Raw genomic sequence first — 25,407 nt, 5'->3', positions numbered from 1 at the left:
CCATCATGAGTGATCGCAGAAAAAACAGGGGTAAAACCTGCTTCTAATAGTTTAGAAAGAGCCTCAGAATCAACCGATGTATCATCCAGATCACCTACAAAACCATAATCAACTAGTATTTCGGCACCTTTTTCTTCTGAATAAACCTTAACCCGAGGACGTTTTTTAGCTCGAATAAAATTTCCATCAGCACCTGTAAGCCCGATAGCGTTACATTGTTCATTCTGTAGAGCTGCAATAATATTTTTATTGATCAATCCAGAATAGACCATCGTTACAATCTTGAGGGTTTCTGCATCAGTTACCCTGCGCCCCTCGATCAATTTTGATTTGACACCCAGGTCAGTTGAAAGCTTGGTGGCAATTTTACCGCCACCGTGTATCAGAATCTTATCGCCTTTTAATGCAGAAAAGTCTGATAAAAAATTCATCAGATTTTCTGGATCATCAATAACATTCCCCCCAATTTTTATGACGTGTAAAGGTTTCATTTCAGTGCCTCAAGCATATTTTTAAGTATCGTTTGCGCCGACCATACCCGATTAGCTGCTTCTTTGATCACAAGCGAATGCGGTCCATCTAGCACTTCGGCCGATAGCTCAAAATCACGACGTACGGGCAAACAGTGCATGACCTTAGCCGCATTGGTTTGTTCCAGTTTTTTATGTGTTATCATCCATGATTCTGCTCCCTGAACGGTTTTGCCATAATCATGGTAAGATGACCAGTTCTTGGCATAAACAAAGTCAGCACCCTGCAGCGCAGTATCCTGATTGTATTCAATTTCTGCCCCGGGAGTAAATTTATCAGCAAGCTCAAGCCCTTGAGGATGAGTGATCACAAAATCAATCATTCCCTCGGCCTGTGCTCTACACATCCACTCCGAAAAAGAATTAGGAACAGCCTGAGGCAATGATTTTACATGGGGTGCCCAGGTTAAAACCACTTTAGGCCTGGCAACTTTTTTATTTTCTTCGATGGTGATTAAATCGGCAAAACTCTGCAAAGGGTGCAAGGTTGCACTCTCTAAAGAAATTACAGGAACACCACTAAACTTTACAAACTTATTGAACAATCCCTCACTATAATCTTCCTCCCGATTCTGCAATTTAGGAAAAGAACGGAAGCCCAATATATCACAATACTGACCCATTACTGCTGCTGCTTCGCGAATATGTTCTACGGTTGTACCATTCATCACAACACCGTCTTCAGTTTCTAATGCCCAGCCTTCTTTATCCAGATTCATCACCATGACATTCATTCCCAGATTCAAGGCTGCCTTTTGAGTACTTAAGCGGGTACGCAAACTTGGATTCAAAAAAACCAGACCAAGAGTTTTGTTTTTACCCAGACTTTGATTTGCAAAAGGATCTGCCTTTTGTATCAGTGCCTGTTCAACAGAACCTTTCAGGTCAGAGATATCGTTTACAGAAGAAAATAATTTCATGTTTTTAAGGTAAAATTGTAAAACATAAAGCTAGAAAGCACGCATATTCCAATACCATTCGATGAGCTTTTTTCCATACTTGAATCAAAGTATAATATCTCATAATAATTGCGCTTTAAGCTTTTATATTTTTGCTATCATCTTTCAGCTCTTTACTAAGTGCCGCTAAGAATTGATCAGCATGTGCTTTTGTTATGTTCAAGGCGGGCAAGAGCCTGATTACATTTGGCTTTGCCTCGCCGGTAAAGATACGATGTTTAAAAAGCAAATCTTTTTTAACGTGGCTATACTCATCAGGTAGATCAATACCAATCATTAATCCCCTGCCACGAACTTCAATAATCTTTTCAAATTTCTTGAGCTCTGAAATTAAATAGCCGCCAACTTCTTGAGCATTTTTCATCAGATTATCCTTTTCCATTACTTCAAGCACAGCAAGAGCAGCTGCACATGCCAAATGATTTCCACCAAAAGTTGTTCCCAGTTCACCATGCCAAGGCTTAAACTTCGAAGAGATAGCAATTGCTCCTATCGGAAAACCATTGCCCATTCCTTTTGCCATAGAGTAGATATCAGCTTCAACACCTGCATAATCATGGGCATAAAAATTACCCGTACGGCCATAACCGCATTGCACTGAATCTGCAATATAAACTGCATTATACTGATCACATAGTGTTCTGATTTTTTGAAGAAAGCTTTTTGATGCTTCTCTGATCCCACCAACACCCTGAATTCCTTCAATAATCACCGAAGAGATTTCATTACCAAATGCCTTGAATGTATCTTCCAAGGCCTGTTCATCATTAAGAGGAAGAAAAGTAACATTATCGGTCTGGTTAACTGCTGCAATAATCTTCGGATTATCTGTAGCCGCAACCGCCAGTGAAGTTCGGCCGTGAAATGCCCCCTTGAAAGCAATAATCTTCTTTCGGTTATTATAAAAAGAAGCAAGTTTAAGGGCATTCTCATTTGCCTCAGCACCTGAATTACATAAAAATAACTGAAAATCAGACTTGCCAGACAATTTACCCAGTTTCTCAGCCAACTCTTGTTGCAAAGAAATAATTACTGAATTTGAATAGAAAGCTACCTTATTCAGCTGATCTGTAAGTCTGTTTACATAATGCGGATGCGTATGTCCGATAGAGATCACCGCATGACCTCCGTAAAGATCCAAGTATTCATCGCCATTGGCATCCCAGACGGTACTGCCGCTAGCTTTTACAATTTCTATGGGATTAAGTGGGTATACGTCGAATAGTTTCATTTTTATTAAGTTATAAGTTGTAGGTTATAGGTTATAGGTTTTTCCAACCTACAACCTAACTTTCTGTATTAAAGATATAAGCATTGCTTTGATCTCGTTTATAGTTTTCTCTAAAAGTTGATGATCTTCGAGTGTTAAGTAGCCTAGATCTTTTGAAAGAAGAAGAAAGTATTCAGTTTCGTTAGCCGAACCCAATGCAATATTCAAAAATCTTCCCAGGTCTTTATTAGAATTCTTACCACAACCTTCAGCTATATTTGCAGGGATTGAAGATGAACACCTTTTAATCTGACTTGTTAAAGAATAAATTTCTTCTTTCGGAAAACCATTAGTGAGGCCGTAAATTTTAAGGGTAATCTCATGTGATTTAACCCACACATTTAAGTTTTTATAATTTTGCATTCATAAACTTAAAAAATCTGATAAAGCCAATATAATTTAGTTAGCTATCGGTCCTAGATTTAACCCCATCGTCGAAAACCTGTTATCAAATACCCTAGAAAAATCATTTTAAATTTATTTTATATCAAATATTCAGTCAAAGAAAAAAATTAAAAACCTACTACTTAAAACCTATAACCTATAACTTACAACTTATAACCTAAAACCCCACCCCCTTCAACCTCAAACCCTCCGTCTCATCCAAACCAAACATCAAATTCATATTCTGCACCGCATGGCCGCTGGCTCCCTTCAGTAAATTATCTACAATACTGATAATAAACAGTTTGCTACCATGCTTTTCAAGGTAAACCAAAGCCTTATTTGTATTCACCACCTGCTTCAGATCAATATTTTTCCTGCTCATGTGCGTAAAAGGATGAGAAGCATAATAGTTGGTATAAATCTGTTGGGCTTCTTCCAATGATAAATCGCTTTCCAAGTACATCGCAGCAAGGATACCTCTAGTAAAATTTCCCCGTTGAGGAATAAAAGAAAGCTCCTTGTTGAAGTCTTTTTGTAACTGTATTAAACTCTCGCCAATCTCATTTAAATGCTGATGCTCAAATGCTTTGTAGATGGAAAGATTATTGTTTCTCCAACTAAAATGGGTGGTGGCACCTAGACTTTGACCAGCACCTGTTGAACCCGTAGTAGCATTGATATGCACTTCGGCATTTAAATTTCCGGATGCTGCCAATGGCAATAATCCTATCTGTACGCAGCTTGCAAAACAACCGGGATTGGCAATATTATCTGCATTTTTAATTTTTTCCTTGTTTAATTCAGGCAAGCCATAAACGAAATTCCGGTTTCCATGAATTGAATTTTGACTGAGCCTGAAATCCTGAGAAAGGTCAATAATCTTTATCCGTTCAGCTATTGAATTAGCATCAAGAAATTTCCTGGCATCGCCATGCCCAACACAGAGAAACAATACATCAATATCTTGAGAAAGGGTATCTGAAAACTTAGTATCAGTATCACCAAATAGGTCAGTATGTACATCAGAAACTAGCTTTCCTGCATTGCTTTTACTATGCACAAAAACTATTTCTGCACGCGGGTGATTAATCAGTATTCTGAGCAATTCTCCGCCGGTATATCCAGCACCACCTACAATTCCTATCCTGATAGCTTCCATTCCTTATTTCTTATCGTTTACCCGATGCCAGATCATGGTCTGGTTACCAAAAATCTTTGAAAACCCTTTCACATCCTCTCCCGACCATGAATTATTCATTTCGCCGTAGCTTCCGAATTTATTCGACATTAAGTCATGTACAGACTCAATGCCAATGATCTGGAAACGGTAAGGATTCAATTTAACAAATACTTTTCCTGAAACGGTTTCTTGTGTATCCGAAAGGAATGATTCAATATTACGCATGATTGGATCATGAAACTGACCCTCATGCAACCAGTTACCATAAAAAGCTGCCAGCTGATCTTTCCAGCTCAGCTGCCATTTAGTTAGCGTATGTTTTTCTAAGGTATGATGCGCTTTGATAATAATCATTGGCGCGGCAGCCTCAAAACCAACACGACCTTTGATACCGATTATGGTATCGCCTACGTGAATATCCCGCCCAACACCATATGGCTGAGCAATTTCTTGTAATTTCTGAATGGCCTTTACCGGCGATAAGGTTTGACCATCAATTCCTACCAATTCACCTTTTTCAAAGCTTAGTTCAAGATCACGCTCTACAGTTTCGGTTACCTGTGTAGGCCATGCTTCTTCTGGCAGAGTTTGGTTTGAAGTAAGGGTTTCTTTACCACCAACGGATGTTCCCCAGATGCCTTTATTGATCGAGTATCTGGCTTTTTCGGCCGTATATTCAATACCATGCTTGTTTAGATATTCGATCTCTGCTTCACGACTTAATTTAAGATCGCGAATTGGGGTGATGATCTCCACACCGGGAATCATGATATTAAAAATCATGTCAAAACGAACCTGATCATTTCCAGCTCCGGTACTACCATGAGCCACATAATCAGCGCCAATCATATTCACATATTTAGCAATTGCAGTAGCCTGACTAACACGCTCAGCACTCACCGAAAGTGGGTAAGTTGCATTCTTAAGCACGTTTCCATAGATCAGATATTTTATACAGCTATCATAATAGTTCTGCGTTTCGTCAACTACTGCATGCGAAGTAACACCCAATGCATAAGCACGCTTTTCGATCTGCTCTAGCTCTTGGTCGGAAAAACCACCAGTATTCACAATCACTGAATGTACTTCCATATCACGATCTCTGGATAAGTAAATACAGCAAAAGGAAGTATCCAAACCTCCGCTGAAAGCTAAAACCACCTTCTTCTTCATCATTTAATTTTGTAAAAGTTTAACGAATAATGCACTTATACCAACAACCATTTTTAAAGAGTTGCGCAATTTCTCTTCTATACGCTCCAAAAGCGTTTGTTTACGTGACACCTTGTTCAAATGTTCTTCAGCAGTTTTATTTTTCTGCTCTTCAGCTTCTTTCATTTTCTGCTCAATCTCTTTGGCCTTTTCTTCCGGATCCCAAAGCATGGCTGTGCACATACAGTTTTTGCGGTCCTTACTCATCAAGATGTCATAGTTCACACAGCTCTGACAGCCTTTCCAGAAATCTTCGTCCTGTGAGAGTTCAGAATAGGTAACAGGCTCATAACCAAGCTCCGAATTAATTTTCATAACCGCTAATCCGGTAGTCAGACCAAAAATCTTTGCCTCCGGGTATTTCTCTCTAGAAAGTTCAAATACGGTTCTTTTGATCATCTTGGCAAGCCCTTTGTTGCGAAATTGCGGATTAACAATCAACCCTGAATTGGCAACAAAAGTACCATGGCTCCAAGTTTCGATGTAGCAAAAGCCCGCCCATGTACCATCTTGCTGCAGGGCAATAACCGCCTTACCTTCCAACATTTTTTGGGTAATATAATCTGGAGTTCTTTTAGCTATGCCCGTGCCTCTAGCCTTGGCAGATTCTGCCATCTCATCACAAATTTGCTCTGCGTACTTAATATGATGTTCTGTTGCCGGGATGACAACAAATTCGCTTTCTTTCATTGATTTAAAGAAAAAATCCGGTTTTGAATCGGAAAAAAGAAACGTTTTTCTTTCCTTGTGTAAATAATCTGATTGATTGATTTGCCGGCTGGAAGGTTCCGGTTACCTATGGGTTAATGCCAGGATTCAAGTCCGCGGCATAAAGGGTCGTCGGAAACGCAACACTAACTTCTCAGGCCTAAAATTACTACAAACAATACCCCTCATATAACCCGTTTGGGTTACTGATACTGTATTGGCCTGGTAGTGTAAACTATTCATTGTTAATAGTATATTGCTATTGAATTTTTACAAAAAAACAAAAAAAATACTGAAATCTACAATATTAAGGGGATAATATTACAATTTTTTAATGCAGCTATATCGTTTGATAAATAATATGATACTCTCTAATTGAACGAGTTAGCCAGTTTAAAATCGTATCATTTGATTTTATAACCCTAGTCATGATCAAAAATAGACATTAAATAATGTCATTAAGCCGGCCAATATTTAATTAAAAATATGCTTATACCTTATTATCTTGCAATTGCTAAAGCCTGAAAAGCAGGGCATAACACTAAAAATATCCATGCAATACCATGAATGATCAAATAAAACCAGAAGCATCACTAAAAAGAACATTAGGGCTTTTTGCGAGCACATTAATGGTAGTGGGCATAGTTATAGGGAGTGGGGTATTTAAAAAAATAGTCCCAATGTCTCAAACCGGCCTGGGTGAGACTGCAATCTTGATGGCCTGGCTTCTGGCCGGAGTAATTAGTTTATTTGCAGCATTTACAGTTAGTGCTTTAGCTTCACTTACCGAAGAGTCTGGAGGCTTATATGAATACTTCCGATTATCTTATGGAGATTTCCTGGCCTTTATTTCTGGCTGGGCCGATTTTATAATTATTAGTCCGGCAGCCACTGCAGCTTTGGCTTTCCTATTTGGCGAAATCATTAATTCATTCATTCCTCTTTACAATCCATTAGATCAATGGAAAGATCTTTCTATTGGTGGCTTCATTTTTCCATTTGCAAATTCAGGGGTAAAACTGGTTGGTATTTCAGCAATTGTTATCCTAACAGGGATTAACACGTTAGGTTCACGCGAAAGCGGGGTATTCAACTCTATTATAACCTCGGCAAAAATTTTAGGAATATCGGTTCTTATTATTGTGGGATTAACCTATTCAGGCCAGGTGGCAGAAATCAGCAGCACGTTAACAAGTTCAATGAAAGTGCCGCAAGGAATGTTATTCTTTAGCGCCTTTTTTGCAGCTATGTTAAGTGCTTTTTGGGCTTATAATGGTTGGGAAACTGCCACAAACATCTCAGGAGAGATAGTTAATCCAAAAAAGAACCTTCCATTAGCGCTAACAATTGGCTTATCGATAGTAGCACTTATCTATACGCTACTTAATTACAGCTATTTTAATGTGCTTAGTCTGGAGCAGATCAGGGCTATTCATTCAAATGAAATTGGTGCATTCATTGTAGCTGAAACCTTATTGGGTAATTTTGGCAAAATCTTGCTTATTGTATTGCTGGTTATCTGTGTATTTGGAGCCCTAAACAGTACTATCGTTACTTCTCCACGCAAGTTCTACCGCATGGCGCAGCAAGGATATCTGTTTAGCCATTTACAAAAAGTACATTCTAGATTCAGAACTCCCCATGTTTCATTAAGGTATATGATGGTAATTGGCTGTATTATGCTTATTTCAGGATCATTTGACATGCTCACCAATATGGTTATTTTTCTGAATTTCGTACTTTATGGATTTTTAGCTTTTGCAGTTTTAAGGTTGAAAAGAATGGGAAAGATTCAGGTTAAAGTTATTGGATATCCAGTGGTGCCAATGGTATTACTCCTTTTCTCGATTGCCTTAACATTTAATACTATTTGGGTTCAGCCCCAGCAGTCTTTGGTTGGAATCATACTTGTTCTAAGCGGAGTACCCTTTTATTATTACTTCAAAAAGAAGAAAAAGGCTTAATAATTGGTGTACCAAAAATCAATCAATAGGTAAATAAACCCTTAGTCTTAATTTATACCAGTGTAAATTAAGCCCAACATGTATCCTCATGGTAAGAGCGTAAACCAAGCAATACTTTCTTAAAATTAGGCTCTTGACACGAATTTACTTTAAATCTGTATAGTCGAATAATTAACAAGAGAGTGCCTCTAAATACCCCAAAAAGCATACTGTCAACCTAGCTGATGTATTCTAAATAGTACGATTGATACTGTTGGAATTGAGCTGAAAAATCTAAAAATATGCCACGCATGATGTAAATAAGTGAAACATAATTTGTTTTAGATTTTTGATTTAAGCATATTATTGTAATATTTACGTTGCAATAAACCTTTTATCTTTTTGATAAATGAAAGAATTTTTGAGTAGCCTTTATTTTGAACATCATTAAATTGTTGACTGCCAGCCAGAAAGAATACCAGCATGGACATTAATTATTACAAAGAATATGCAACATTAGAACGTCAACACTGGTGGTTCAAAGTAAGAGGAAAGATCATAAGCAGACTGATTTCAGCAAGTATCCAGAATAAGGAAAATAAACCCTTAACTATTTTAAACATTGGTGCAGCTACTGGCAAAACCAGTGAATTACTCTCCAAGTTTGGGACAGTCACTTCGCTAGAGTATGATCAGGATTGCTGCAATTATGCCAATCAACAGTTTAATATGACTATCATCCATGGTTCTATCCTTGAGCTACCATTCAAAGATGAAGAGTTTGACCTTGTTTGTGCGTTTGATGTGATTGAACATGTTGAAGATGATTTATCAGGTGTTCATGAAATGAAAAGGGTTTGTAAAAAAGATGGCCAAATTGTACTAACTGTACCCGCATATATGTTTTTATGGAGCCACCATGATGTAGTGAACCATCACTTTAGACGATATACTCTCAAAAGTTTAAAAGATTTAGTTAAAAAATCAGATTTACTTACCGTAAGAACCACTTTCTTTAATACGATATTATTTATACCCATCACTATTTTTAGATTGTTGAGTAAAATGATACCTGATAAGATAATCAGAAAGGGAGCAGGCTCAGACGCCACCCTCCATACATACGATGGTTTAATCAGCCGCATATTATACCGCATATTTAGTTGGGAATTAAGCATGCTCAAATTATTTAATCTTCCATTTGGCGTATCCATCTTTATTTCGCTATCAAAAAATAATTCATAATGCTGAAGTCTGTCAATACTTTTTTTACTGAAACAATTTTTAAAAAGAAGGTTTATATTTTTTCATTATGGTACCTAATCAGCGCGATAGCATTGATAAAAATTTTAAAGAATGGTAACTACAACAACTTCCTTATTTTTAAATTCACTTTTTTCAGCCTGCTAGATCAAAAGAATTTATTTTTACCACAGCCTGAAAATTTTCAGCATTATAATTTATACGGTCCAATTTTTAGTGTTCTGATTGCTCCTTTTGCGATACTTCCAAACTGGCTCGGTCATACCCTTTGGACGTTCTTTAACTCATTCATCCTCTTATTTGCAATTAGGAAATTGCCCTTATCATCTGGCGCAACCTTGGCAATTTTACTAATTGCGGCGCATGAAAACCTAACCTCCATTCTCAGCTCGCAGTTTAATCCATCCATGACAGCAATTATTTTGCTAACCTATACCTTCATCGATCAAAAAAAGGATTTTTGGGCAGCCTTAATGATTGTCTTAGGCACATTCATCAAGCTATATGGGATAGTTGGATTAGCTTTCTTTCTATTCTCGAAAAATAAATTAATGCTTGTATCTGGTCTCATTTTTTGGAGCGCACTTGCATTTTCTATTCCCATGCTATTTTCATCACCTGCATATATACTTCAAACCTATAAAGATTGGTTTGAGGCCATTACAGAAAAAAATAAAATGAATAGTACACTAATTACCGACCAGGATCTTTGTTTGATGGGCATGGTGCGAAGAATATCCGGAAACCCTTATATTCCAAACTGGCCATTTTTGGGAGCGGGTCTTTTCTTATTTTCAATTCCTTATTTACGCATCAAACAATACAAAGAGCCGGCATTTAGGTTATTGCTCTTATCAAGTACCTTAATATTTACTGTTATTTTTAGTACAAGCTCTGAATCTCCAACTTACATTATTGCTTTCACAGGTGTAGCCATTTGGTTTGTAACTCAAGAAAGACCTTTGAAAGCCTGGCAAGTAGTTCTTTTTGTTTTTGCCATGGCCTTAACCAGTTTCTCGCCCTCTGATTTATTTCCCAAATTTATTCGGAATGAATTTATTAAACCGTATTCACTAAAAGCGCTTCCATGCGTGCTAATCTGGTTCGTAATCAGTTATCAGTTATTGACTAGAGATTTTAGAAAGAATGCCCAGGTCAAATGAAAAATTAGTTTTATAATTTGCTGGTCAATAATTTAGCTTAAAAGCAAATGGCCGGATTAAAAAAGCTAAGGTCATTACATTCCGATCAAGGAAGCAGATTGCAAAAACATAAATATGCCTTTTATTATCTCTATTTTTCCGAAAAATAAAACTCAAAATTGATCATGATGAATCGCCGTCTCACCCTGCTTTTTGTATTTATATTTCTGGCAAGTGCACTTTTTGCACAAAAAACTATACAAAAGCCTATCAAATCACTTAATGAAGCTGAACTGCCCCAGGGTACCAGAACTATAGCCATAGTGGATGTTCTTCTGATTGACGGAAATGGTGGACAAGCAATTTCAAATGGTTCAGTACTCGTTAAAGGGAATAAAATTATCGCAGCTGGTTCATCAAAAAGTATTCAGATACCTCAGGGTACTGAAATTATTCAGGGCAAGGGGATGTCGTTATTACCGGGGCTTATTGATTCCCATTTCCATATCGACGGAGCTGAAGATCTTCCCTCAACTTTTCTGCAAAATGGGATTACTTCAATTCGTGATCCAGGACTATGGATTGAAATGTATGATCAGGTACGAAAATCAAGTAAACATAAGCCACGACTCTTTTTAAGTGGCCCGCATTTGGATGGTTCACCTCCTGCATATCCCAATGATGCCTATGTGGTTCGCGATGAAGCAGAAGCAATCAGACAAGTAAACGAAGTTGTAGACCAGGGTTCAACTGTCATCAAAATATATTTCAGAACCCCGCCAGGACTGATCAAAGCAATCACCGATGCCGCACATAAGCGTGGAATTCCGGTTACCGGGCATCTGGAAATTACTGAAGCAAAACATGCCATTGAAGCCGGTCTCGATGGGATTGAACACATTACATCATTCGGATTATCTCTCACTCCAAAACGCAAAGCCGAAAAATATCGTCAAAGCATGCTGGCCGATAATAATTATCGGAAACAAGGACGTTATGAAGCCTGGGCTGCACTTAATCTAAACTCTGCAGCAGCCGATAGTCTAGCCCGATATCTAGTCAAAAAAGGCACATTTGTTAGTCCGACCCTAGCAATTTTTGAATATCAACCTGGAAAGGGAGCTATTGACAGTATTCAGCTTAAAGGATTCGATCAAATGATGAAACTTACATCAAAACTTCAAAAAGCTGGCGTAAACATTGTCGTTGGTTCACATGGCATGGTTCCATATGCCGAAAAAGGCTGGGCATATCAGCGAGAAATGGAACTTTTCGTGGAAAGTGGAATGTCAAACTCAGCGGTTATTCATGCCGCCACAATGGTAAATGCCCGCTTTTTCAGGATTGAAAAGGAATTAGGCAGCATCGAGAAAGGAAAGCTCGCAGATTTGATACTGGTTAGAGGTAATCCACTGGAGGATATTAAAGCGATGAGGAATATTGAGAAAGTGATGATTAACGGGGTATTTGTCAAATAAATTTATTCGTTGGTATAGTAAAAACTATTCACTCACCACAAATTTGACTATTAAATTTTAATGTAGTTTTACCTTGGGCTCCATTTTACATCGGTTTAATCTGCATCTTGAGGTTTAGTCTAGTTGCCAAAAATTATACTAAAAGTTTGGCAATGTAACAAGTACAAGCATTCATTTATCCGTCCTAAAAGAAATAATACTCATGAAAATAAAAGCTCTTTTAAATGCTTTTCTAATATCATTGTTATTGACGATATCTGTATCAGCACAAGAAAAGAAGGTTGCCCATACATCTTCAGAGTTATTCAAAGAAATTGAACGAGCCGACCGCATCCTATTTGAGGCCTTCAACAGGCAGGATATGACTACGTTTAAGGCCATGTTCACAGAAGATCTGGAATGGTTCCAAGACAATGGCGGGCTCATACCCTATAAAACCGTTTTTGAAAATTTTGAAAATACCTTTAAGAATGAGAATAAACTCAGCAGAGTATTGGTAAAAGGAAGCCTTGAAGTACACCCAATAAAAGATTATGGAGCTATACAGATCGGATCACATCAGTTTCGTCATTTTGAAAATGGAAAAGAAGAAGTCGGAACCTTTAAATTTCTAATGATTTGGAATAAAAAAGATGGTAATTGGAAGATCTCTAGAGTGGTGAGTTATGACCATTAATAGAAATTATGACACCATAATTAATTGAGAAATATCAATTTTTCATCTATATATTTACATTGAATCAAATTTCATACTTACACTATCTATCGGCTAAAATTAATTGAAAAGTCTAAACCTACTTAAACCGGTATTCTTTATTAGTCTGACATTGGTATTTGCTCAATACTTATGTAAATATTTGAATTTACCAGGCCAGAACCTTTTTAATGTTATAAATCTGCCATTTATGGTGATCTACATAATTATGGCATTAAATGAAATTTATACTTCAAACAGGGTAAATTTGATAGAAAAAATCATGTGGACCATAAGTTTTATAGGATTGGGCTGGATTGCAGGACTTATCTATTTGCTTTTTGCAAGGAAGAGAATGTTTAGAAAATACAAAATGCTTTTCAATGGTACAGAGTCATTCGCATGAATGAATTTTGCTGTACCTCTAAATTTGTCTTTTCGTTTTAATAAGATTTAAACTGATACCGTTTTCTTAAATTAATAGTGCTTAATCTAAAATCATTTAACCTAAATAACTCATTATGTTTTTAATTATCATTGGAATATTTGCCCTTGTCGCCAGCTTTTTTATGGCCTCACAGGATGGACCAGCAGCACGATTTAGTACTATTACACGTATTGGCGCAATCATATTAGTACTAATCGGTGCATCATTTTCCATGTTCAAAGTAGTTGAATCAGGAGAAGTTGGTGTTAAAACGCTTTTCGGAAAAGTTAATAATGATGTTTTATACAGTGGTTTAAATATTGTAAACCCAATGATAAAGGTAACTACCTTTGATGTAAAAACTCAAAATTATACCATGTCTGGAATAAACGATGAAGGATCTAAAGCTGGCGACGATGCCATTAGGGTACTTTCAGCAGATGGTTTGGAAGTGGTCATTGACCTTTCTGTACTTTTTAAGGTAAAGCCTTCTGCTGCACCTGAAATTCTTCGTACCATCGGCACAGACTATCTAGATAAGATTGTTCGGCCCATAGCACGTACTGCCATAAGAGATAATGCAGTTTCATACGATGCTGTGGCTCTTTATTCGAGCAAGCGGGATGAATTTCAAAATAAAATATTCAATACAATCAATAAAAGTTTTATAAAACGCGGACTTGAATTAGAGCAGCTGTTAGTTAGAAACATAACTTTACCGGCATCCGTTAAAACCACCATTGAATCAAAGATCAATGCTGAGCAAGATGCCCAGAAAATGACCTTTGTACTTCAAAAAGAAAGACAGGAAGCCGAACGAAAACGTGTTGAAGCTCAAGGTATAGCAGATTATCAAAGAATTTTGTCTACAGGATTAAGTGATAAACAACTTCAATATGAAACGATCAAAGCCCAGAAGGAGATTGCACTTTCACCAAACACGAAAGTAATCATTATGGGAAACAGCAAGAATTCACCAATCATTTTGGGCGGCAATTAATTGAATGAGCTATTAATCAAGCCATTGGAAAAAGATTGAAAAAGATTATGAAAATCAAGATCAGCCTATTAACGCTATTGTTATTAATATCTCTAACTGTACTTGTTAATGCCCAAACAATCATAAAACTAGGGTCAGCAACAGATAATCGTGAGTTTGTGCTAAGCAAAGAAAAAGGCAAATTTGTTGCCCTTCATTTCCTGCTTAAAACAGAATGCCCTTATTGTATACGCCATACTCAGGAATATTTTAGTAAAGCAAAAACACTTAAAAATGTAGTGCAAATATTTATTAAACCCGATACTGAACTTGAAATCAGAGCATGGTCTGGAAAATTAGCAGCCGAGGATCTAAAAAATTTTCCAATCTATCGCGATCCCGATGCGCAACTAGCCAATCAACTGGGAATACCTGATGGTTATAAATTTCATAATCAGATTGTACATTATCCTGCTACAATTTTATTTGACAGGAAGGGTAAAGAAGTATATCGTTATGTTGGGAAAAATAACTCGGATCGTTTATCTTTCGATCAATTGGCTTTAAAAATTCAGGAACTGAGTAAAAAATAAATGGATATCTGCTTAAAAAAACTAAGCTAAAAAAATACCTATTAAAGCACATAATCTATTCAAACATAGAAACTTCAGACCCACTTTTTACTTCGTTAAATGATCTAGACAGCGCCCAGTGTTTGTCTAAACAATTTACCTTTCTGGATGGTGATAAACCTCATCCTCTATGCAAGATTGCAGCAGAACAAGTGCAAGATTATCTGATCAATCAAAAAGACTGGATTCATAATTTTGGTTTAAACGCATCACAAAAAGGAACTGTAATTGGCAAGATGTTTGGAGTTCTGGTAGTTAAAAATCATCGAAATGAAACAGGTTATCTTGCTGCTTTTTCAGGAAAACTTGGAGGTGCTAATCATCATGCTAAATTTGTTCCTCCGGTTTTTGACAGCCTAACAGAAAACAACTTTTTAAATCGAGGAATGGCTGAACTCAACCAAATGAATCAGGTAATTTCTGAAGAAAATGAATACAAGCTGCAGGGCTATCTGGATCGAATTAGTATTCTGAAAATCAGAAGAAGAAAACTCTCCAATAACTTGCAGCAAGAATTATTCAATAATTATCATTTTTTGAATCAACATGGTGAAGAAAAGAGCTTGAACGAGCTTTTTGCACAAGCTTCTTATAAAAACCCACCTGCAGGGGCCGGAGAATGTGCCGGACCTAAACTACTTCAATATGCGTTTCAACATAAAATGAAACCAATCGCTATCGCAGAATTCTGGTGGGGCCAGTCTCCAAAATCAGAACAATGGAAGCATGGCCACTATTATCCCTGCTGCAAAGAAAAATGTGAGCCCATTTTGGTACACATGCTAGACGGAATAGCTTGATGATGTAATATGCTCTATAGCATGTTTGATATACTTGAATTTTAGCATAAGCAACTAAAAAACAAGAAAATCTTTTTTCTGAATTCAATCAAATTTTATTCATTTTTTTATCTGAATTATTAAAATATTTCTATTTTAGAGATGTAATATTTTAATTACAATTAAACCTTTGCCTTATTGCGAGCCAGCTCACAAATTTATTACATGTTACTATTAGACGTTAAGCATTACAAAAACTATGGTACCAAATAAGTTAGTCTCCGTAGTTATACCTGCATTTAATGAGTCAGAAAACATAGTCAAAATATGTTCAGAACTTGCCGAAGTTTTCAGCAAACTAAATTACTCTTATGAAGTTATCCTTGTAGCCGATGGCTGCACAGATAATACAATGAAAACCATTGAAACGCTCATTTCCATTCATAATAACCTATTTTTTATTGAGTTTTCACGAAATTTTGGTCATCAGCTAGCCTTAAAAGCTGGCTTAGATTATGCAAAAGGGAATTGTGTCATCAGTATGGATTGCGACCTTCAGCACCCTCCAGGGCTCATTCCTGAATTATTAGCAAAATGGGAAGAAGGATATGAAGTAGTGTACACAATTCGTTTAGAAGATAAAAAACTACCGCTAGGTAAACAACTATCTTCGAGGCTTTTCTATAAAACATTAAACAGCCTTTCAAATGTTGAACTAGAAACCGGATCGGCAGATTTCAGATTACTTGACAGCAAGGTTTTATCGGTGATCCGAAATTTTCACGAAAATGAGCCATTTTTGAGAGGTTTATTTAAATGGATAGGGTTTAAACAAACTTCAATTGTGTTCAAGCCTAACGCCAGGCATAGTGGAAAAAGCAAATACAGTGTCCAGAAAATGATCAAATTTGCACTGCAGGGAGTAACATCATTTTCTGTCAAACCTTTATATGCAGCTATCTATCTTGGCTTTACATTCTCTGTCTTATCTATTTTATATCTCCCATATGTGTTACATGCTTTCCATACCGGCAAGGAGGTATCTGGCTGGGCATCTATCATTATGACTATCGTATTCTTTGGTGGATTACAACTTACTATTTTGGGGATCATTGGAATCTATATCGGCAAAATGTTCATGCAAGTAAAGAATAGACCTAATTATATTATTCGTTCCACTAATATTAAAGAACAGCAGTATTGATTCTTCTTAGCTTTGATATAGAGGAGTTTGATATGCCTCTTGAATATGGAAAAGAAATAAATTTTCAAGATCAGATAGATATATCTATCAGTGGTACCAATCATATTCTTGATATTCTCGATAAGCATCGGGTAAAAGCTACCTTTTTCAGTACGGTAGTATTTGCACAAAATGCGCCTGATATAATCAAGCGAATAATCAAAAGCGGTCATGAACTCGCATCGCACGGATATTTTCATTCAGCATTTGAGCCTGAACATCTTGCATCATCCAGAAATGAACTGCAAGAGATTTCATCTCAAAAAATAACCGGATTTAGAATGCCGAGAATGAAGCCAGTTGATGAAAATGAGGTCAAAAAAGCCGGCTACCTCTATAATTCATCTATTAATCCAACCTGGCTACCCGGACGTTATAATAATTTAAACCGGCCACGAACCAAATTCAAAGAAGCTGGTATATGGCAAATTCCAGCATCTGTTAGTCCGATACTACGTTTCCCTTTGTTTTGGCTATCCTTTCACAATCTCCCAATAAAAATATATCAGTGGGTGGCTGAAAGAACACATAAAAAGGATGGATATCTTAACATTTATTTCCACCCATGGGAGTTTACAGAACTGGGCGATCAGGAAAGATTTGGTTTCCCGGGATATGTAAGCCGAAATTCGGGCAGGAAAATGATTGAACGGATGGATCAGTTTATTGGAGCCTTAAAATTGAAGAATTATTCATTCAGCACAATTTCAGAGTTTATTCAAAATTCATAAGGGGCATAAAAAACAGGTAAATTCTATACTTTATGGTATATTATACTAAAATTAGCTGTTCATATGATTTACAAAGCCTCACTCGACAAAACTGCAATCCTAATTACCAGTTTGGTAACCCTGATTTTTGGAGCTCTGATCGTCTTTAATTTTAGCCTACCTCTTGCCATATTTTTAATACTCATCTATTTAATATGCTTGCTTTTAAAACCTCTTAGCTATGAGATTACTCAAGATGAGCTAATTATACGCAGGCTAATCAAAAGTGTTCGCATTAACAGGAATGATATTAAAAGTTTGGAATTAATTGAAAAAGCTACACTTTCAGGAACCATTAGGACCTTTGGAGTTGGCGGACTATTTGGTTGGTACGGAAAATTCGCCAATTTTCAATTAGGTGCTATGACCTGGTATGTAACCCGTAGAGATAAGCCGGTATTAATTATAAAAAAGGATAGCAAAAAGATTCTTATTAGCCCAGATGAAGCAGAAGCCTTCGCTAAAGAATTTAATGGATTTTAGCCTAAATATAAGTATCAAAAAAACTACTAGTTTCCTTCCACTGATAAAGACCATTTTTTTGCTAATTGGTATTTTATAAAAATCGATGCTGGCTTTCAAGCATTAATAAACGAGAGCTATCAAAAAAAATCGAAATACCCCTTGCCAATTAATCAAATTCTCGTATCTTTGCAATCCCTATTTTTAGGGCATTTAATAAATAATACATAATTTAAATTAAAGCAAGTGAATACGTTAAGTTACAAAACTGTCTCTGCCAATAAAGCGACCGCCAACAAAGAATGGGTAGTTGTTGACGCTCAGGGCGAGATTTTGGGGCGCTTGTCTTCTAAGATCGCAATGATCATCAGAGGAAAAAACAAGCCATCGTTCACCCCACACGTAGACTGCGGAGATAATGTAATCGTTATCAATGCAGACAAAGTAAAACTGACAGGAAACAAATTTGCCAACAAGCAATATGTTTCTTATACAGGTTATCCTGGCGGTCAGAAATTCATTTCTCCAAAGGAGTTAATGGCAAAGCATCCTACCCGCGTGGTAGAGAAGGCTATACGTGGAATGTTACCTAAAAACAGTTTGGGCCGTGCATTGTACAAAAACCTGTTTGTTTATGCAGGTACTGAACATCCGCATGCAGCACAAAATCCTCAAACCATTAAACCGTAATTAAGAGAAATGTCAACTACAAACACTTCAGGAAGAAGAAAAACAGCAGTTGCACGCATTTATCTAACAGATGGAAGCGGCAAGGTTACCGTAAACGGTAAAGATTACAAGGAGTATTTTCCAACATTGCCATTACAATACATCGTAATGCAATCAACCGAAGTTTCTGAATCAACAGGAAAATTTGACGTGATTGTAAACGTTGCTGGCGGTGGTGTTAAAGGACAGGCTGAAGCCGTTCGTTTAGCAATTGCCAAGGCTATTGTAGAGCTAGATCCAGAGAAAAAACCTGCATTGAGAGCTAAAGGTATTATGACCCGCGATGACCGTATGGTTGAGCGTAAGAAACCAGGTCGTAAGAAAGCCCGTAAGAAATTTCAATTTAGTAAACGTTAATCTCAGGAGGATCAGACAATGGCAAGAACAACATATCAAGATTTATTGGATGCAGGTGTACATTTTGGTCACCTTACCCGCAAATGGGATCCGAAAATGGCACCGTACATTTTCATGGAGCGTAATGGCATCCACATTATAGACTTAAACAAAACATTAACAAAATTAGAAGAAGCTGCTGCTGCGATCAAACAGATCGTAAAATCAGGTCGCAAAATCTTATTTGTTTCTACAAAGAAACAAGCTAAGGATATTGTTGCTGAGCAAGCTCGTTCTGTAAACATGCCTTACGTAACCGAACGTTGGTTAGGTGGAATGTTAACTAATTTTGCAACTGTTCGTAAGTCAATCAAAAAGATGTCAAACATCGATAAGATGACTAAAGACGGAACTTTTGATGTATTATCAAAGAAAGAAAAATTAATGATACAGCGTGAGCGTATCAAATTAGAGGCACTTCTTGGAGGTATCGCTGATTTGAACCGTTTGCCTGCAGCATTATTCATAATTGACGTAAAGAAAGAACATATCTCTGTGGCTGAAGCGATGAAATTAAACATCCCTACTTTTGCAATGGTAGATACTAACTCTGATCCGTCAAATATCGACTTCCCTATCCCGGCGAACGATGATGCAACTAAATCAATCACATTGATCACAGATGTTATCATGAAAGCTATCCACGAAGGATTAGACGAGCGCAAGCGTGAAAAAGAAGAAGAAGCTGACAAAGAAGCTGCAGTTGCTAAAGCAAAATCAGATACTGCAGGTGAAGCAAAAGACGAAACGGCTACTCCAGGAAAACGTACCCGTAAGGCTACAGGATCAGAAGGTGTTGCAGTAGTAGCTGAACCAGAAGCAAAAGACGAAGAATAATTGCTGAATTAATCGCAATTACCAAGGCAAAATCTACATTGAACAAGGATAAAATCCTCAATCGATAACAGATTTTACCTTATCAACTATCAAATTAATTTTAATAATATCCCTTTAAATCCCCGCCCAAGGCGGGGATTCAAAGGATTAAAAGAAAAATAACATGTCTACAGTACAAATTACTGCCGCAGATGTAAATAAATTACGCCAGCAAACCGGAGCCGGTATGATGGATTGCAAAAAAGCATTGACCGAAGCAAACGGTGATTTTGAAGCTGCAATTGATAACCTTCGTAAAAAAGGTGCAAAAGTTGCTGCAAGCCGTCAAGATCGTGAATCAAATGAAGGAGTAGTTATCGCAAAAACAACAGCCGACGGAAAACGTGGTGTGGTTGTTGAATTCAATTGCGAAACCGACTTCGTTGCAAAAAATGCTGATTTCGTTGCATTCGCAAACAGCATTGCAGACTTGGCAATTGAGAAAAACCCTTCTTCATTAGAACAACTACTTGAGCTTGATCTCAATGGCGAAAAGTTAGCTGATACCATCATTTCACAAATTGGAAAAATTGGAGAAAAAGTTGGTGTTTCTAAATTTGAGAATGTGACAGGTGAAAAAGTTATCGCTTATATCCATGGAAATTTTCGCTTAGGCGTATTAGTAGCATTAAGCTCTAATCCAGCTAGCGCTGATGAAGTGGGTAAAGATGTAGCGATGCAGATTGCTGCAATGAACCCAGTTGCTATCGATAAAGGCGATGTTGACTCAAAAACTATCGAAAGAGAACTTGAAATTGCTAAAGATGTAATCCGCGCAGAGGGCAAACCTGAAGAAATGGTTGAAAAGATCGCTGCAGGTAAGCTTAATAAATTCTATAAAGATTCTACTTTACTAAATCAGGAGTTTGTTAAAGACTCTTCTAAAACTGTTGCACAGTTTTTAAATGATGTAGAAAAAGGCCTCACCGTTTCTGCATTCAAGCGGGTTCAGTTAGGAGCTTAATATTTTAAATCCTCTCCAAAACGGAGAGGATTTTTTTTGTCTGAAAATTCCTGCGCCATGAAAGTTGCTTTAATAAACGCTATTATTTTTACCGGGGAAGAAAAATTAGAGAATAAATCTATCCTAATTCAGGACGGCCTGATATTCTCAATCACTGACCAATCAGAAATACCTTCAGATTACCAAATCACCGATCTTCACGGACTATCTATTGCTCCTGGTTTAATAGATCTTCAGATTTATGGCAGCGGAGGAAAATTATTTGGCGCTTTACCAGATGAAGAAGGTTTGGAACAATTAGAAAATGACCTTCTTGATCAAGGCACAACCGGATTTTATGCCACAGCAGCAACCAATAGTGATGAAGTGGTCATCAAAGCAATTGATACTGCAAAGGCATACCGCAAAAAAGCTAAGGGTAATTTTTTGGGCTTACACCTAGAAGGACCCTACCTAAACGAAAAAAGAAAAGGTGCACATCCAGAAAAATATATCAAAAAAGGAACTCTTTCAGAGATTAAAAGCTGGGTAGAACGAGCAGAAGGTGAATTAAAAATGATAACCATCGCCCCAGAGCTCCAAGATCAGGAATTAATTGATTACCTCCACTTTAACAATATCATTATATCTGCAGGACATAGTAATGCCAGTTATGAAGAAGCACTTTCCTTTTTAAATAATCCGGTGCAGGCAGCTACTCATCTTTACAATGCCATGCCACCCATTCATCATCGTGAACCAGGACTTATCCCGGCAATTTTTAAATTGAAACCATTTACCAGTATCGTAGCCGATGGAGTTCATGTGAGTTTTCCAATGATCGAACTGGCTAAACGTGAGTTAGGTGCAAAATTATTTCTAATTACAGATGCAGTAACTACAAGTAATGAAGGTGCTTATCAACATCAATTTACTGGCAACCGATATACAATGCCAGACGGAACATTATCAGGATCATGCCTTACCATGCTAAAGGCTATAGAAAACTGTGTAGAAAAAGTGAATATTTCATTGGATGAGGCCTTAAGAATGGGCTCCACCTACCCGGCACAATTAATAAAAGATAGTACTCGCGGACTGCTGAAAGCTGGTTGTAAAGCCGACATTATTGTTTTTGATAAAAATATTAAACATCATAGCACCTATATTTCAGGCAAACTGAACTAAAATATTTTAATAACTTTAAAAAAAAATCTCCTCATGAAGTTCAAACGTATCCTGTTAAAATTAAGCGGCGAAGCATTAATGGGCGAAAAGCAGTACGGAATCGATATTGATCGTGTTGCACAGTATGCCAAAGATATTCAGGCCGTTCACGCTAAAGGAATAGAGATCGCACTGGTAATTGGTGGTGGTAATATTTACCGCGGATTAAGTGCAGAAAAAGCAGGTATGGATCGTGTACAGGCAGATTACATGGGGATGCTAGCCACAGTAATCAATAGTATGGCATTGCAGGATGCACTAGAGAAAACCGGTGTCAAAACGCGTTTACTAACTGCTATAAAAATGGAGCAGATTTGTGAGCCCTTCATCCGCCGCCGAGCAGTTCGACATCTTGAAAAAGGCAGAATCGTTATTTTCGGTGCGGGTACTGGTAATCCATATTTTACTACAGATACTGCTGCCTCTTTGAGAGCAGTAGAGATCAATGCCGATGTAGTAATGAAAGGCACGCGCGTAGATGGAATTTATACCGCAGACCCATTAAAAGATGCGAATGCAACAAGATACGACGAAATAACATTTGACGAAGTTTACAAAAAGAACCTAAATGTTATGGATATGACGGCATTCACCCTGTGTCAGGAAAATAACCTTCCAATCATTGTATTTGATATGAATAAACCAGGTAATTTAATGCGTCTGGTAGATGGTGAACCAATCGGTACTTTAGTAAAAGGATAAGAAATCAAGGGTTGGGTAAAGCTTAAATACCTTAGAATAACAGGAATTTAATTAATTTTACAGATCGAACAGATATATTATGAACGAGCTAATTAAGAAACAACTGGATGATGCAAAAGCTCATATGGAAAAAGCCATTGAGTTTTGTGATAATGAACTAATAAAGATCCGTGCCGGAAAAGCAATGCCTACAATGCTAGACGGAATATTTGTAGATTATTACGGCACACCAACAGCACTCAATCAGATTGGAACTGTGAATACTCCTGATGCCCGCACACTCGTGGTGCAGCCTTGGGAAAAAACTATGTTAATTTCAATTGAAAGAGCCATTATGGAGGCAAATATAGGCCTCAACCCACAGAATGATGGGATAGTGATTCGTTTGAATGTTCCGCCCCTTACTGAAGAACGTCGTAAAGACTTGGTAAAAAAAGTTAAAGAAGAAGCAGAAAAAGGACGAATTGCAGTACGTAATATCCGTAAAGATGCGAATGAAAAGATCAAGCGTTCAAAATCTGAAGGTATTTCTGACGATGAAATCAAAACTGGCGAAGCTGAAGTTCAAAAATTAACAGATAGCTTTATCGTTCGAATTGACCGCCTGATGGAGGCCAAAGAGAAAGATGTGATGACGGTCTAATCTTCATATACTTAAAAAAAGAAAGGGAATAGGAATTTAGCTTGTTCCCTTTCTTTTTTACTGAAAAAATTAAAGCATGAAACTATTATTAGAGTATTTAAAAAATTATAAAAGCTTGATCTTCCTGGCACTCCTACTTGCTGCAGTAAACCAGGTCTTCTCTTTACTTGATCCATGGATCTTTCGCAAAATCATAGACACCTATGTAACACGTTACCAAGAATATACAACAGAAGAATTTTTTAAGGGTGCAGGTTTGTTAATTCTAGCAGCAATGGGTGTTGCAATGGTTTCTCGAATCGCGAAAAATTTTCAGGACTATTACGTAAATGTGATCACACAACGACTAGGAGCCAAAATCTATTCTGATGGCCTGGCACATTCTCTTGAATTACCTTATTCAGTATTTGAAGATCAGCGAAGCGGCGAAACCTTAGGTATTCTACAAAAAGTAAGGACTGATAGTGAAAAACTAATAACCGCACTCATTAATATTGTGTTTACATCATTAGTTGGTGTAACCTTTGTATTTATTTATGCAATCAATATCCATTGGTCAATCGCTGTAGTTTATATCTCTGTTATCCCTGTTCTTGGGATAATTAGTTCAGTTTTAAGTAAAAAAATCAAGGTTGTTCAGAAAGCAATAGTAAGTGAAACCACCATACTTGCTGGTTCAACAACCGAATCGCTACGCAACATTGAGCTTGTAAAAAGTCTCGGGCTATCAAGTCAGGAAATCAAACGACTCAACAACACAACAGATAAGATCTTAAAACTAGAACTTAAAAAAGTAAAATATGTACGGAGTTTGAGTTTCATACAAGGCACTTTAGTTAACCTGCTTCGTAACATGATCCTGCTGCTAATGCTTTACCTGATATTTGCAGGGCGGATCAGCGTAGGAGAATTTTTCTCTCTGTTTATTTATTCCTTCTTTATTTTCGGACCCCTACAAGAGCTTGGAAATATTATCAATATCTATCGTGAAACTGAAGTATCACTGGATAACTTCAAAGGAATATTAAATACACCGAAAGAGAAAAAACCAGAAAAGCCAACCATTTTAGGCCGAATTACCAAACTAAAATTTGATACTGTAAGCTTCAAACATCAGTCGTCAAACCGGAATGCACTCGAAAATATCTCCTTTGAAACTGAAAAAGGTCAAACAATCGCATTTGTTGGGCCTTCCGGATCGGGAAAAACCACCTTGGTCAAACTTCTTGTTGGTCTTTATAATCCAGACAGCGGGCAGGTACTTTACAATGAGGTATCATCTACCCATATCGACCTAAATGAACTACGTGAAAAAATTGGATTTGTAACTCAGGACACTCAGTTATTTTCAGGAAGCATTCGTGAAAATCTGCTATTTGTACGGCCAAATGCAAGCGATGAAGATTGTATGCTCGTTTTACAAAAAGCAGCCTGCCAGAATCTACTTTCACGAGCAGATAAGGGTCTAGATACGATTATTGGAGAAGGTGGAGTTAAAGTATCAGGTGGAGAAAAACAACGCCTATCTATAGCCAGAGCATTGCTTCGGAATCCCAACATTTTGGTATTTGATGAAGCAACATCTTCACTTGACTCATTAACAGAAGAGGAGATTACAGAAACTATCCGTGATGTTTCTGTAATTAGTGATCATATAACCATACTGATTGCACACCGGCTTTCAACTATTATGCATGCTGATAAGATCTTTGTTCTTGAAAAAGGCAAAATTATCGAAGCAGGTAAACATGATGAATTACTTGCCGAAAAAGGATTGTATTTTGCCATGTGGCGTCAGCAGATAGGTGAGAAATTATCAGTTTAAGTGTAAAT

The 25,407-nt window shown here is 37.2% G+C and carries 26 protein-coding genes and 1 pseudogene; 20 read left to right on the top strand and 7 right to left on the bottom strand.

Going from position 1 to position 25,407, the window contains the following annotated elements:
- The 7 genes and pseudogenes from ACIQZ6_RS04250 to ACIQZ6_RS04220 all read right to left on the bottom strand — a co-directional run.
- Positions 1 to 491: pseudogene (locus ACIQZ6_RS04250) on the bottom strand (acetylglutamate kinase); the annotation flags it as partial.
- Positions 488 to 1,450, bottom strand: coding sequence for an acetylornithine carbamoyltransferase (locus ACIQZ6_RS04245; RefSeq protein WP_395808521.1), 963 nt, complete (start codon positions 1,448 to 1,450; stop codon positions 488 to 490). The pseudogene ACIQZ6_RS04250 and the gene ACIQZ6_RS04245, both read right to left, overlap by 4 nt.
- A gap of 115 nt (positions 1,451 to 1,565) precedes the next feature.
- Positions 1,566 to 2,720 carry an aspartate aminotransferase family protein gene (locus ACIQZ6_RS04240; protein ID WP_395808519.1) on the bottom strand — a complete coding sequence of 385 codons (1,155 nt, stop codon included), beginning with the start codon at positions 2,718 to 2,720 and terminating at the stop codon, positions 1,566 to 1,568.
- Between the two features lie 48 nt (positions 2,721 to 2,768).
- Positions 2,769 to 3,122, bottom strand: a complete 354-nt coding sequence (locus tag ACIQZ6_RS04235; protein WP_395808517.1) for a four helix bundle protein — start codon at positions 3,120 to 3,122, stop codon at positions 2,769 to 2,771.
- Between the two features lie 199 nt (positions 3,123 to 3,321).
- The gene (argC, locus tag ACIQZ6_RS04230) at positions 3,322 to 4,305 is read right to left on the bottom strand and encodes an N-acetyl-gamma-glutamyl-phosphate reductase (RefSeq protein ID WP_395808515.1); all 984 of its coding nucleotides are present in this window, start codon (positions 4,303 to 4,305) and stop codon (positions 3,322 to 3,324) included.
- Between the two features lie 3 nt (positions 4,306 to 4,308).
- A complete protein-coding gene (locus ACIQZ6_RS04225; RefSeq protein WP_395808523.1) occupies positions 4,309 to 5,499 on the bottom strand; it encodes an argininosuccinate synthase in 1,191 nt (396 codons plus the stop codon).
- A gap of 3 nt (positions 5,500 to 5,502) precedes the next feature.
- On the bottom strand, positions 5,503 to 6,228 hold the full coding sequence (locus ACIQZ6_RS04220) for a GNAT family N-acetyltransferase (RefSeq protein WP_395808513.1): 726 nt from the start codon (positions 6,226 to 6,228) through the stop codon (positions 5,503 to 5,505).
- Between the two features lie 581 nt (positions 6,229 to 6,809).
- Here ACIQZ6_RS04220 and ACIQZ6_RS04215 point away from each other — a divergent pair.
- The 20 genes from ACIQZ6_RS04215 (at position 6,810) to ACIQZ6_RS04120 (ending at position 25,399) form a co-directional block, all read left to right on the top strand.
- Positions 6,810 to 8,210 carry an APC family permease gene (locus tag ACIQZ6_RS04215; RefSeq protein ID WP_395808511.1) on the top strand — a complete coding sequence of 467 codons (1,401 nt, stop codon included), beginning with the start codon at positions 6,810 to 6,812 and terminating at the stop codon, positions 8,208 to 8,210.
- A gap of 462 nt (positions 8,211 to 8,672) precedes the next feature.
- Positions 8,673 to 9,434 (top strand): class I SAM-dependent methyltransferase, encoded by a 762-nt coding sequence (locus tag ACIQZ6_RS04210; protein ID WP_395808509.1) that lies wholly within the window; start codon positions 8,673 to 8,675, stop codon positions 9,432 to 9,434.
- A 92-nt stretch (positions 9,435 to 9,526) separates the two neighbouring features.
- Positions 9,527 to 10,615, top strand: coding sequence for a glycosyltransferase family 87 protein (locus tag ACIQZ6_RS04205; RefSeq protein ID WP_395808507.1), 1,089 nt, complete (start codon positions 9,527 to 9,529; stop codon positions 10,613 to 10,615).
- Positions 10,616 to 10,779: 164 nt separating this feature from the next.
- On the top strand, positions 10,780 to 12,072 hold the full coding sequence (locus ACIQZ6_RS04200; RefSeq protein WP_395808505.1) for an amidohydrolase family protein: 1,293 nt from the start codon (positions 10,780 to 10,782) through the stop codon (positions 12,070 to 12,072).
- Positions 12,073 to 12,274: 202 nt separating this feature from the next.
- The gene (locus ACIQZ6_RS04195; protein WP_395808503.1) at positions 12,275 to 12,748 is read left to right on the top strand and encodes a nuclear transport factor 2 family protein; all 474 of its coding nucleotides are present in this window, start codon (positions 12,275 to 12,277) and stop codon (positions 12,746 to 12,748) included.
- Positions 12,749 to 12,977: 229 nt separating this feature from the next.
- Positions 12,978 to 13,172, top strand: coding sequence for a hypothetical protein (locus ACIQZ6_RS04190; protein ID WP_395808502.1), 195 nt, complete (start codon positions 12,978 to 12,980; stop codon positions 13,170 to 13,172).
- A gap of 115 nt (positions 13,173 to 13,287) precedes the next feature.
- A complete protein-coding gene (locus ACIQZ6_RS04185; protein ID WP_395808500.1) occupies positions 13,288 to 14,193 on the top strand; it encodes a prohibitin family protein in 906 nt (301 codons plus the stop codon).
- A gap of 47 nt (positions 14,194 to 14,240) precedes the next feature.
- A complete protein-coding gene (locus tag ACIQZ6_RS04180) occupies positions 14,241 to 14,765 on the top strand; it encodes a peroxiredoxin family protein (RefSeq protein WP_395808498.1) in 525 nt (174 codons plus the stop codon).
- Positions 14,766 to 14,887: 122 nt separating this feature from the next.
- The gene (locus tag ACIQZ6_RS04175) at positions 14,888 to 15,604 is read left to right on the top strand and encodes a hypothetical protein (protein ID WP_395808496.1); all 717 of its coding nucleotides are present in this window, start codon (positions 14,888 to 14,890) and stop codon (positions 15,602 to 15,604) included.
- A gap of 238 nt (positions 15,605 to 15,842) precedes the next feature.
- Positions 15,843 to 16,787: a glycosyltransferase family 2 protein gene (locus ACIQZ6_RS04170; protein WP_395808494.1), complete on the top strand. Its 945-nt coding sequence runs from the start codon at positions 15,843 to 15,845 to the stop codon at positions 16,785 to 16,787.
- Positions 16,784 to 17,557, top strand: coding sequence for a polysaccharide deacetylase family protein (locus tag ACIQZ6_RS04165; protein ID WP_395808492.1), 774 nt, complete (start codon positions 16,784 to 16,786; stop codon positions 17,555 to 17,557). The genes ACIQZ6_RS04170 and ACIQZ6_RS04165 overlap by 4 nt, the downstream gene beginning before the upstream one ends.
- Positions 17,558 to 17,620: 63 nt before the next feature.
- Complete coding sequence (locus ACIQZ6_RS04160; RefSeq protein WP_395808490.1) at positions 17,621 to 18,079, top strand: PH domain-containing protein; 459 nt, start codon at positions 17,621 to 17,623, stop codon at positions 18,077 to 18,079.
- A gap of 225 nt (positions 18,080 to 18,304) precedes the next feature.
- Positions 18,305 to 18,748 carry a 50S ribosomal protein L13 gene (gene rplM, locus ACIQZ6_RS04155; protein ID WP_306551826.1) on the top strand — a complete coding sequence of 148 codons (444 nt, stop codon included), beginning with the start codon at positions 18,305 to 18,307 and terminating at the stop codon, positions 18,746 to 18,748.
- Positions 18,749 to 18,757: 9 nt separating this feature from the next.
- The gene (gene rpsI / locus ACIQZ6_RS04150) at positions 18,758 to 19,144 is read left to right on the top strand and encodes a 30S ribosomal protein S9 (protein WP_090702659.1); all 387 of its coding nucleotides are present in this window, start codon (positions 18,758 to 18,760) and stop codon (positions 19,142 to 19,144) included.
- 18 nt (positions 19,145 to 19,162) lie between these two features.
- Complete coding sequence (gene rpsB / locus ACIQZ6_RS04145; protein ID WP_395808487.1) at positions 19,163 to 20,020, top strand: 30S ribosomal protein S2; 858 nt, start codon at positions 19,163 to 19,165, stop codon at positions 20,018 to 20,020.
- Positions 20,021 to 20,183: 163 nt separating this feature from the next.
- Positions 20,184 to 21,023: a translation elongation factor Ts gene (gene tsf, locus ACIQZ6_RS04140; protein ID WP_395808485.1), complete on the top strand. Its 840-nt coding sequence runs from the start codon at positions 20,184 to 20,186 to the stop codon at positions 21,021 to 21,023.
- 57 nt (positions 21,024 to 21,080) lie between these two features.
- A complete protein-coding gene (nagA, locus tag ACIQZ6_RS04135; protein ID WP_395808483.1) occupies positions 21,081 to 22,190 on the top strand; it encodes an N-acetylglucosamine-6-phosphate deacetylase in 1,110 nt (369 codons plus the stop codon).
- Positions 22,191 to 22,223: 33 nt separating this feature from the next.
- A complete protein-coding gene (gene pyrH, locus ACIQZ6_RS04130) occupies positions 22,224 to 22,931 on the top strand; it encodes a UMP kinase (RefSeq protein ID WP_395808481.1) in 708 nt (235 codons plus the stop codon).
- A 79-nt stretch (positions 22,932 to 23,010) separates the two neighbouring features.
- Entirely contained in the window at positions 23,011 to 23,574 is a 564-nt protein-coding gene (gene frr / locus ACIQZ6_RS04125) for a ribosome recycling factor (RefSeq protein WP_395808479.1), read from the top strand.
- Between the two features lie 76 nt (positions 23,575 to 23,650).
- Entirely contained in the window at positions 23,651 to 25,399 is a 1,749-nt protein-coding gene (locus ACIQZ6_RS04120) for an ABC transporter ATP-binding protein (protein ID WP_395808477.1), read from the top strand.
- Positions 25,400 to 25,407 lie beyond the last annotated feature (8 nt).

Origin of the sequence: Daejeonella sp., from assembly GCF_044348475.1 — a bacterium.
Classification (GTDB): domain Bacteria; phylum Bacteroidota; class Bacteroidia; order Sphingobacteriales; family Sphingobacteriaceae; genus Daejeonella.
This window is presented reverse-complemented; position numbering and strand designations above follow the sequence as displayed.

Coding starts and splice junctions, on each gene's coding strand:
- ACIQZ6_RS04240 (WP_395808519.1), bottom strand. CDS start 2,720: ATGAAACTATTCGACGTATACCCACTTAATCCCATAGAAATTGTAAAA.
- ACIQZ6_RS04210 (WP_395808509.1), top strand. CDS start 8,673: ATGGACATTAATTATTACAAAGAATATGCAACATTAGAACGTCAACAC.
- frr (WP_395808479.1), top strand. CDS start 23,011: ATGAACGAGCTAATTAAGAAACAACTGGATGATGCAAAAGCTCATATG.
- tsf (WP_395808485.1), top strand. CDS start 20,184: ATGTCTACAGTACAAATTACTGCCGCAGATGTAAATAAATTACGCCAG.
- pyrH (WP_395808481.1), top strand. CDS start 22,224: ATGAAGTTCAAACGTATCCTGTTAAAATTAAGCGGCGAAGCATTAATG.
- rpsB (WP_395808487.1), top strand. CDS start 19,163: ATGGCAAGAACAACATATCAAGATTTATTGGATGCAGGTGTACATTTT.
- ACIQZ6_RS04120 (WP_395808477.1), top strand. CDS start 23,651: ATGAAACTATTATTAGAGTATTTAAAAAATTATAAAAGCTTGATCTTC.
- ACIQZ6_RS04215 (WP_395808511.1), top strand. CDS start 6,810: ATGAATGATCAAATAAAACCAGAAGCATCACTAAAAAGAACATTAGGG.
- ACIQZ6_RS04160 (WP_395808490.1), top strand. CDS start 17,621: ATGATTTACAAAGCCTCACTCGACAAAACTGCAATCCTAATTACCAGT.
- rpsI (WP_090702659.1), top strand. CDS start 18,758: ATGTCAACTACAAACACTTCAGGAAGAAGAAAAACAGCAGTTGCACGC.
- ACIQZ6_RS04245 (WP_395808521.1), bottom strand. CDS start 1,450: ATGAAATTATTTTCTTCTGTAAACGATATCTCTGACCTGAAAGGTTCT.
- ACIQZ6_RS04220 (WP_395808513.1), bottom strand. CDS start 6,228: ATGAAAGAAAGCGAATTTGTTGTCATCCCGGCAACAGAACATCATATT.
- ACIQZ6_RS04200 (WP_395808505.1), top strand. CDS start 10,780: ATGATGAATCGCCGTCTCACCCTGCTTTTTGTATTTATATTTCTGGCA.
- ACIQZ6_RS04190 (WP_395808502.1), top strand. CDS start 12,978: ATGGTGATCTACATAATTATGGCATTAAATGAAATTTATACTTCAAAC.
- nagA (WP_395808483.1), top strand. CDS start 21,081: ATGAAAGTTGCTTTAATAAACGCTATTATTTTTACCGGGGAAGAAAAA.
- ACIQZ6_RS04195 (WP_395808503.1), top strand. CDS start 12,275: ATGAAAATAAAAGCTCTTTTAAATGCTTTTCTAATATCATTGTTATTG.
- ACIQZ6_RS04225 (WP_395808523.1), bottom strand. CDS start 5,499: ATGAAGAAGAAGGTGGTTTTAGCTTTCAGCGGAGGTTTGGATACTTCC.
- ACIQZ6_RS04185 (WP_395808500.1), top strand. CDS start 13,288: ATGTTTTTAATTATCATTGGAATATTTGCCCTTGTCGCCAGCTTTTTT.
- argC (WP_395808515.1), bottom strand. CDS start 4,305: ATGGAAGCTATCAGGATAGGAATTGTAGGTGGTGCTGGATATACCGGC.
- ACIQZ6_RS04180 (WP_395808498.1), top strand. CDS start 14,241: ATGAAAATCAAGATCAGCCTATTAACGCTATTGTTATTAATATCTCTA.
- ACIQZ6_RS04170 (WP_395808494.1), top strand. CDS start 15,843: ATGGTACCAAATAAGTTAGTCTCCGTAGTTATACCTGCATTTAATGAG.
- ACIQZ6_RS04235 (WP_395808517.1), bottom strand. CDS start 3,122: ATGCAAAATTATAAAAACTTAAATGTGTGGGTTAAATCACATGAGATT.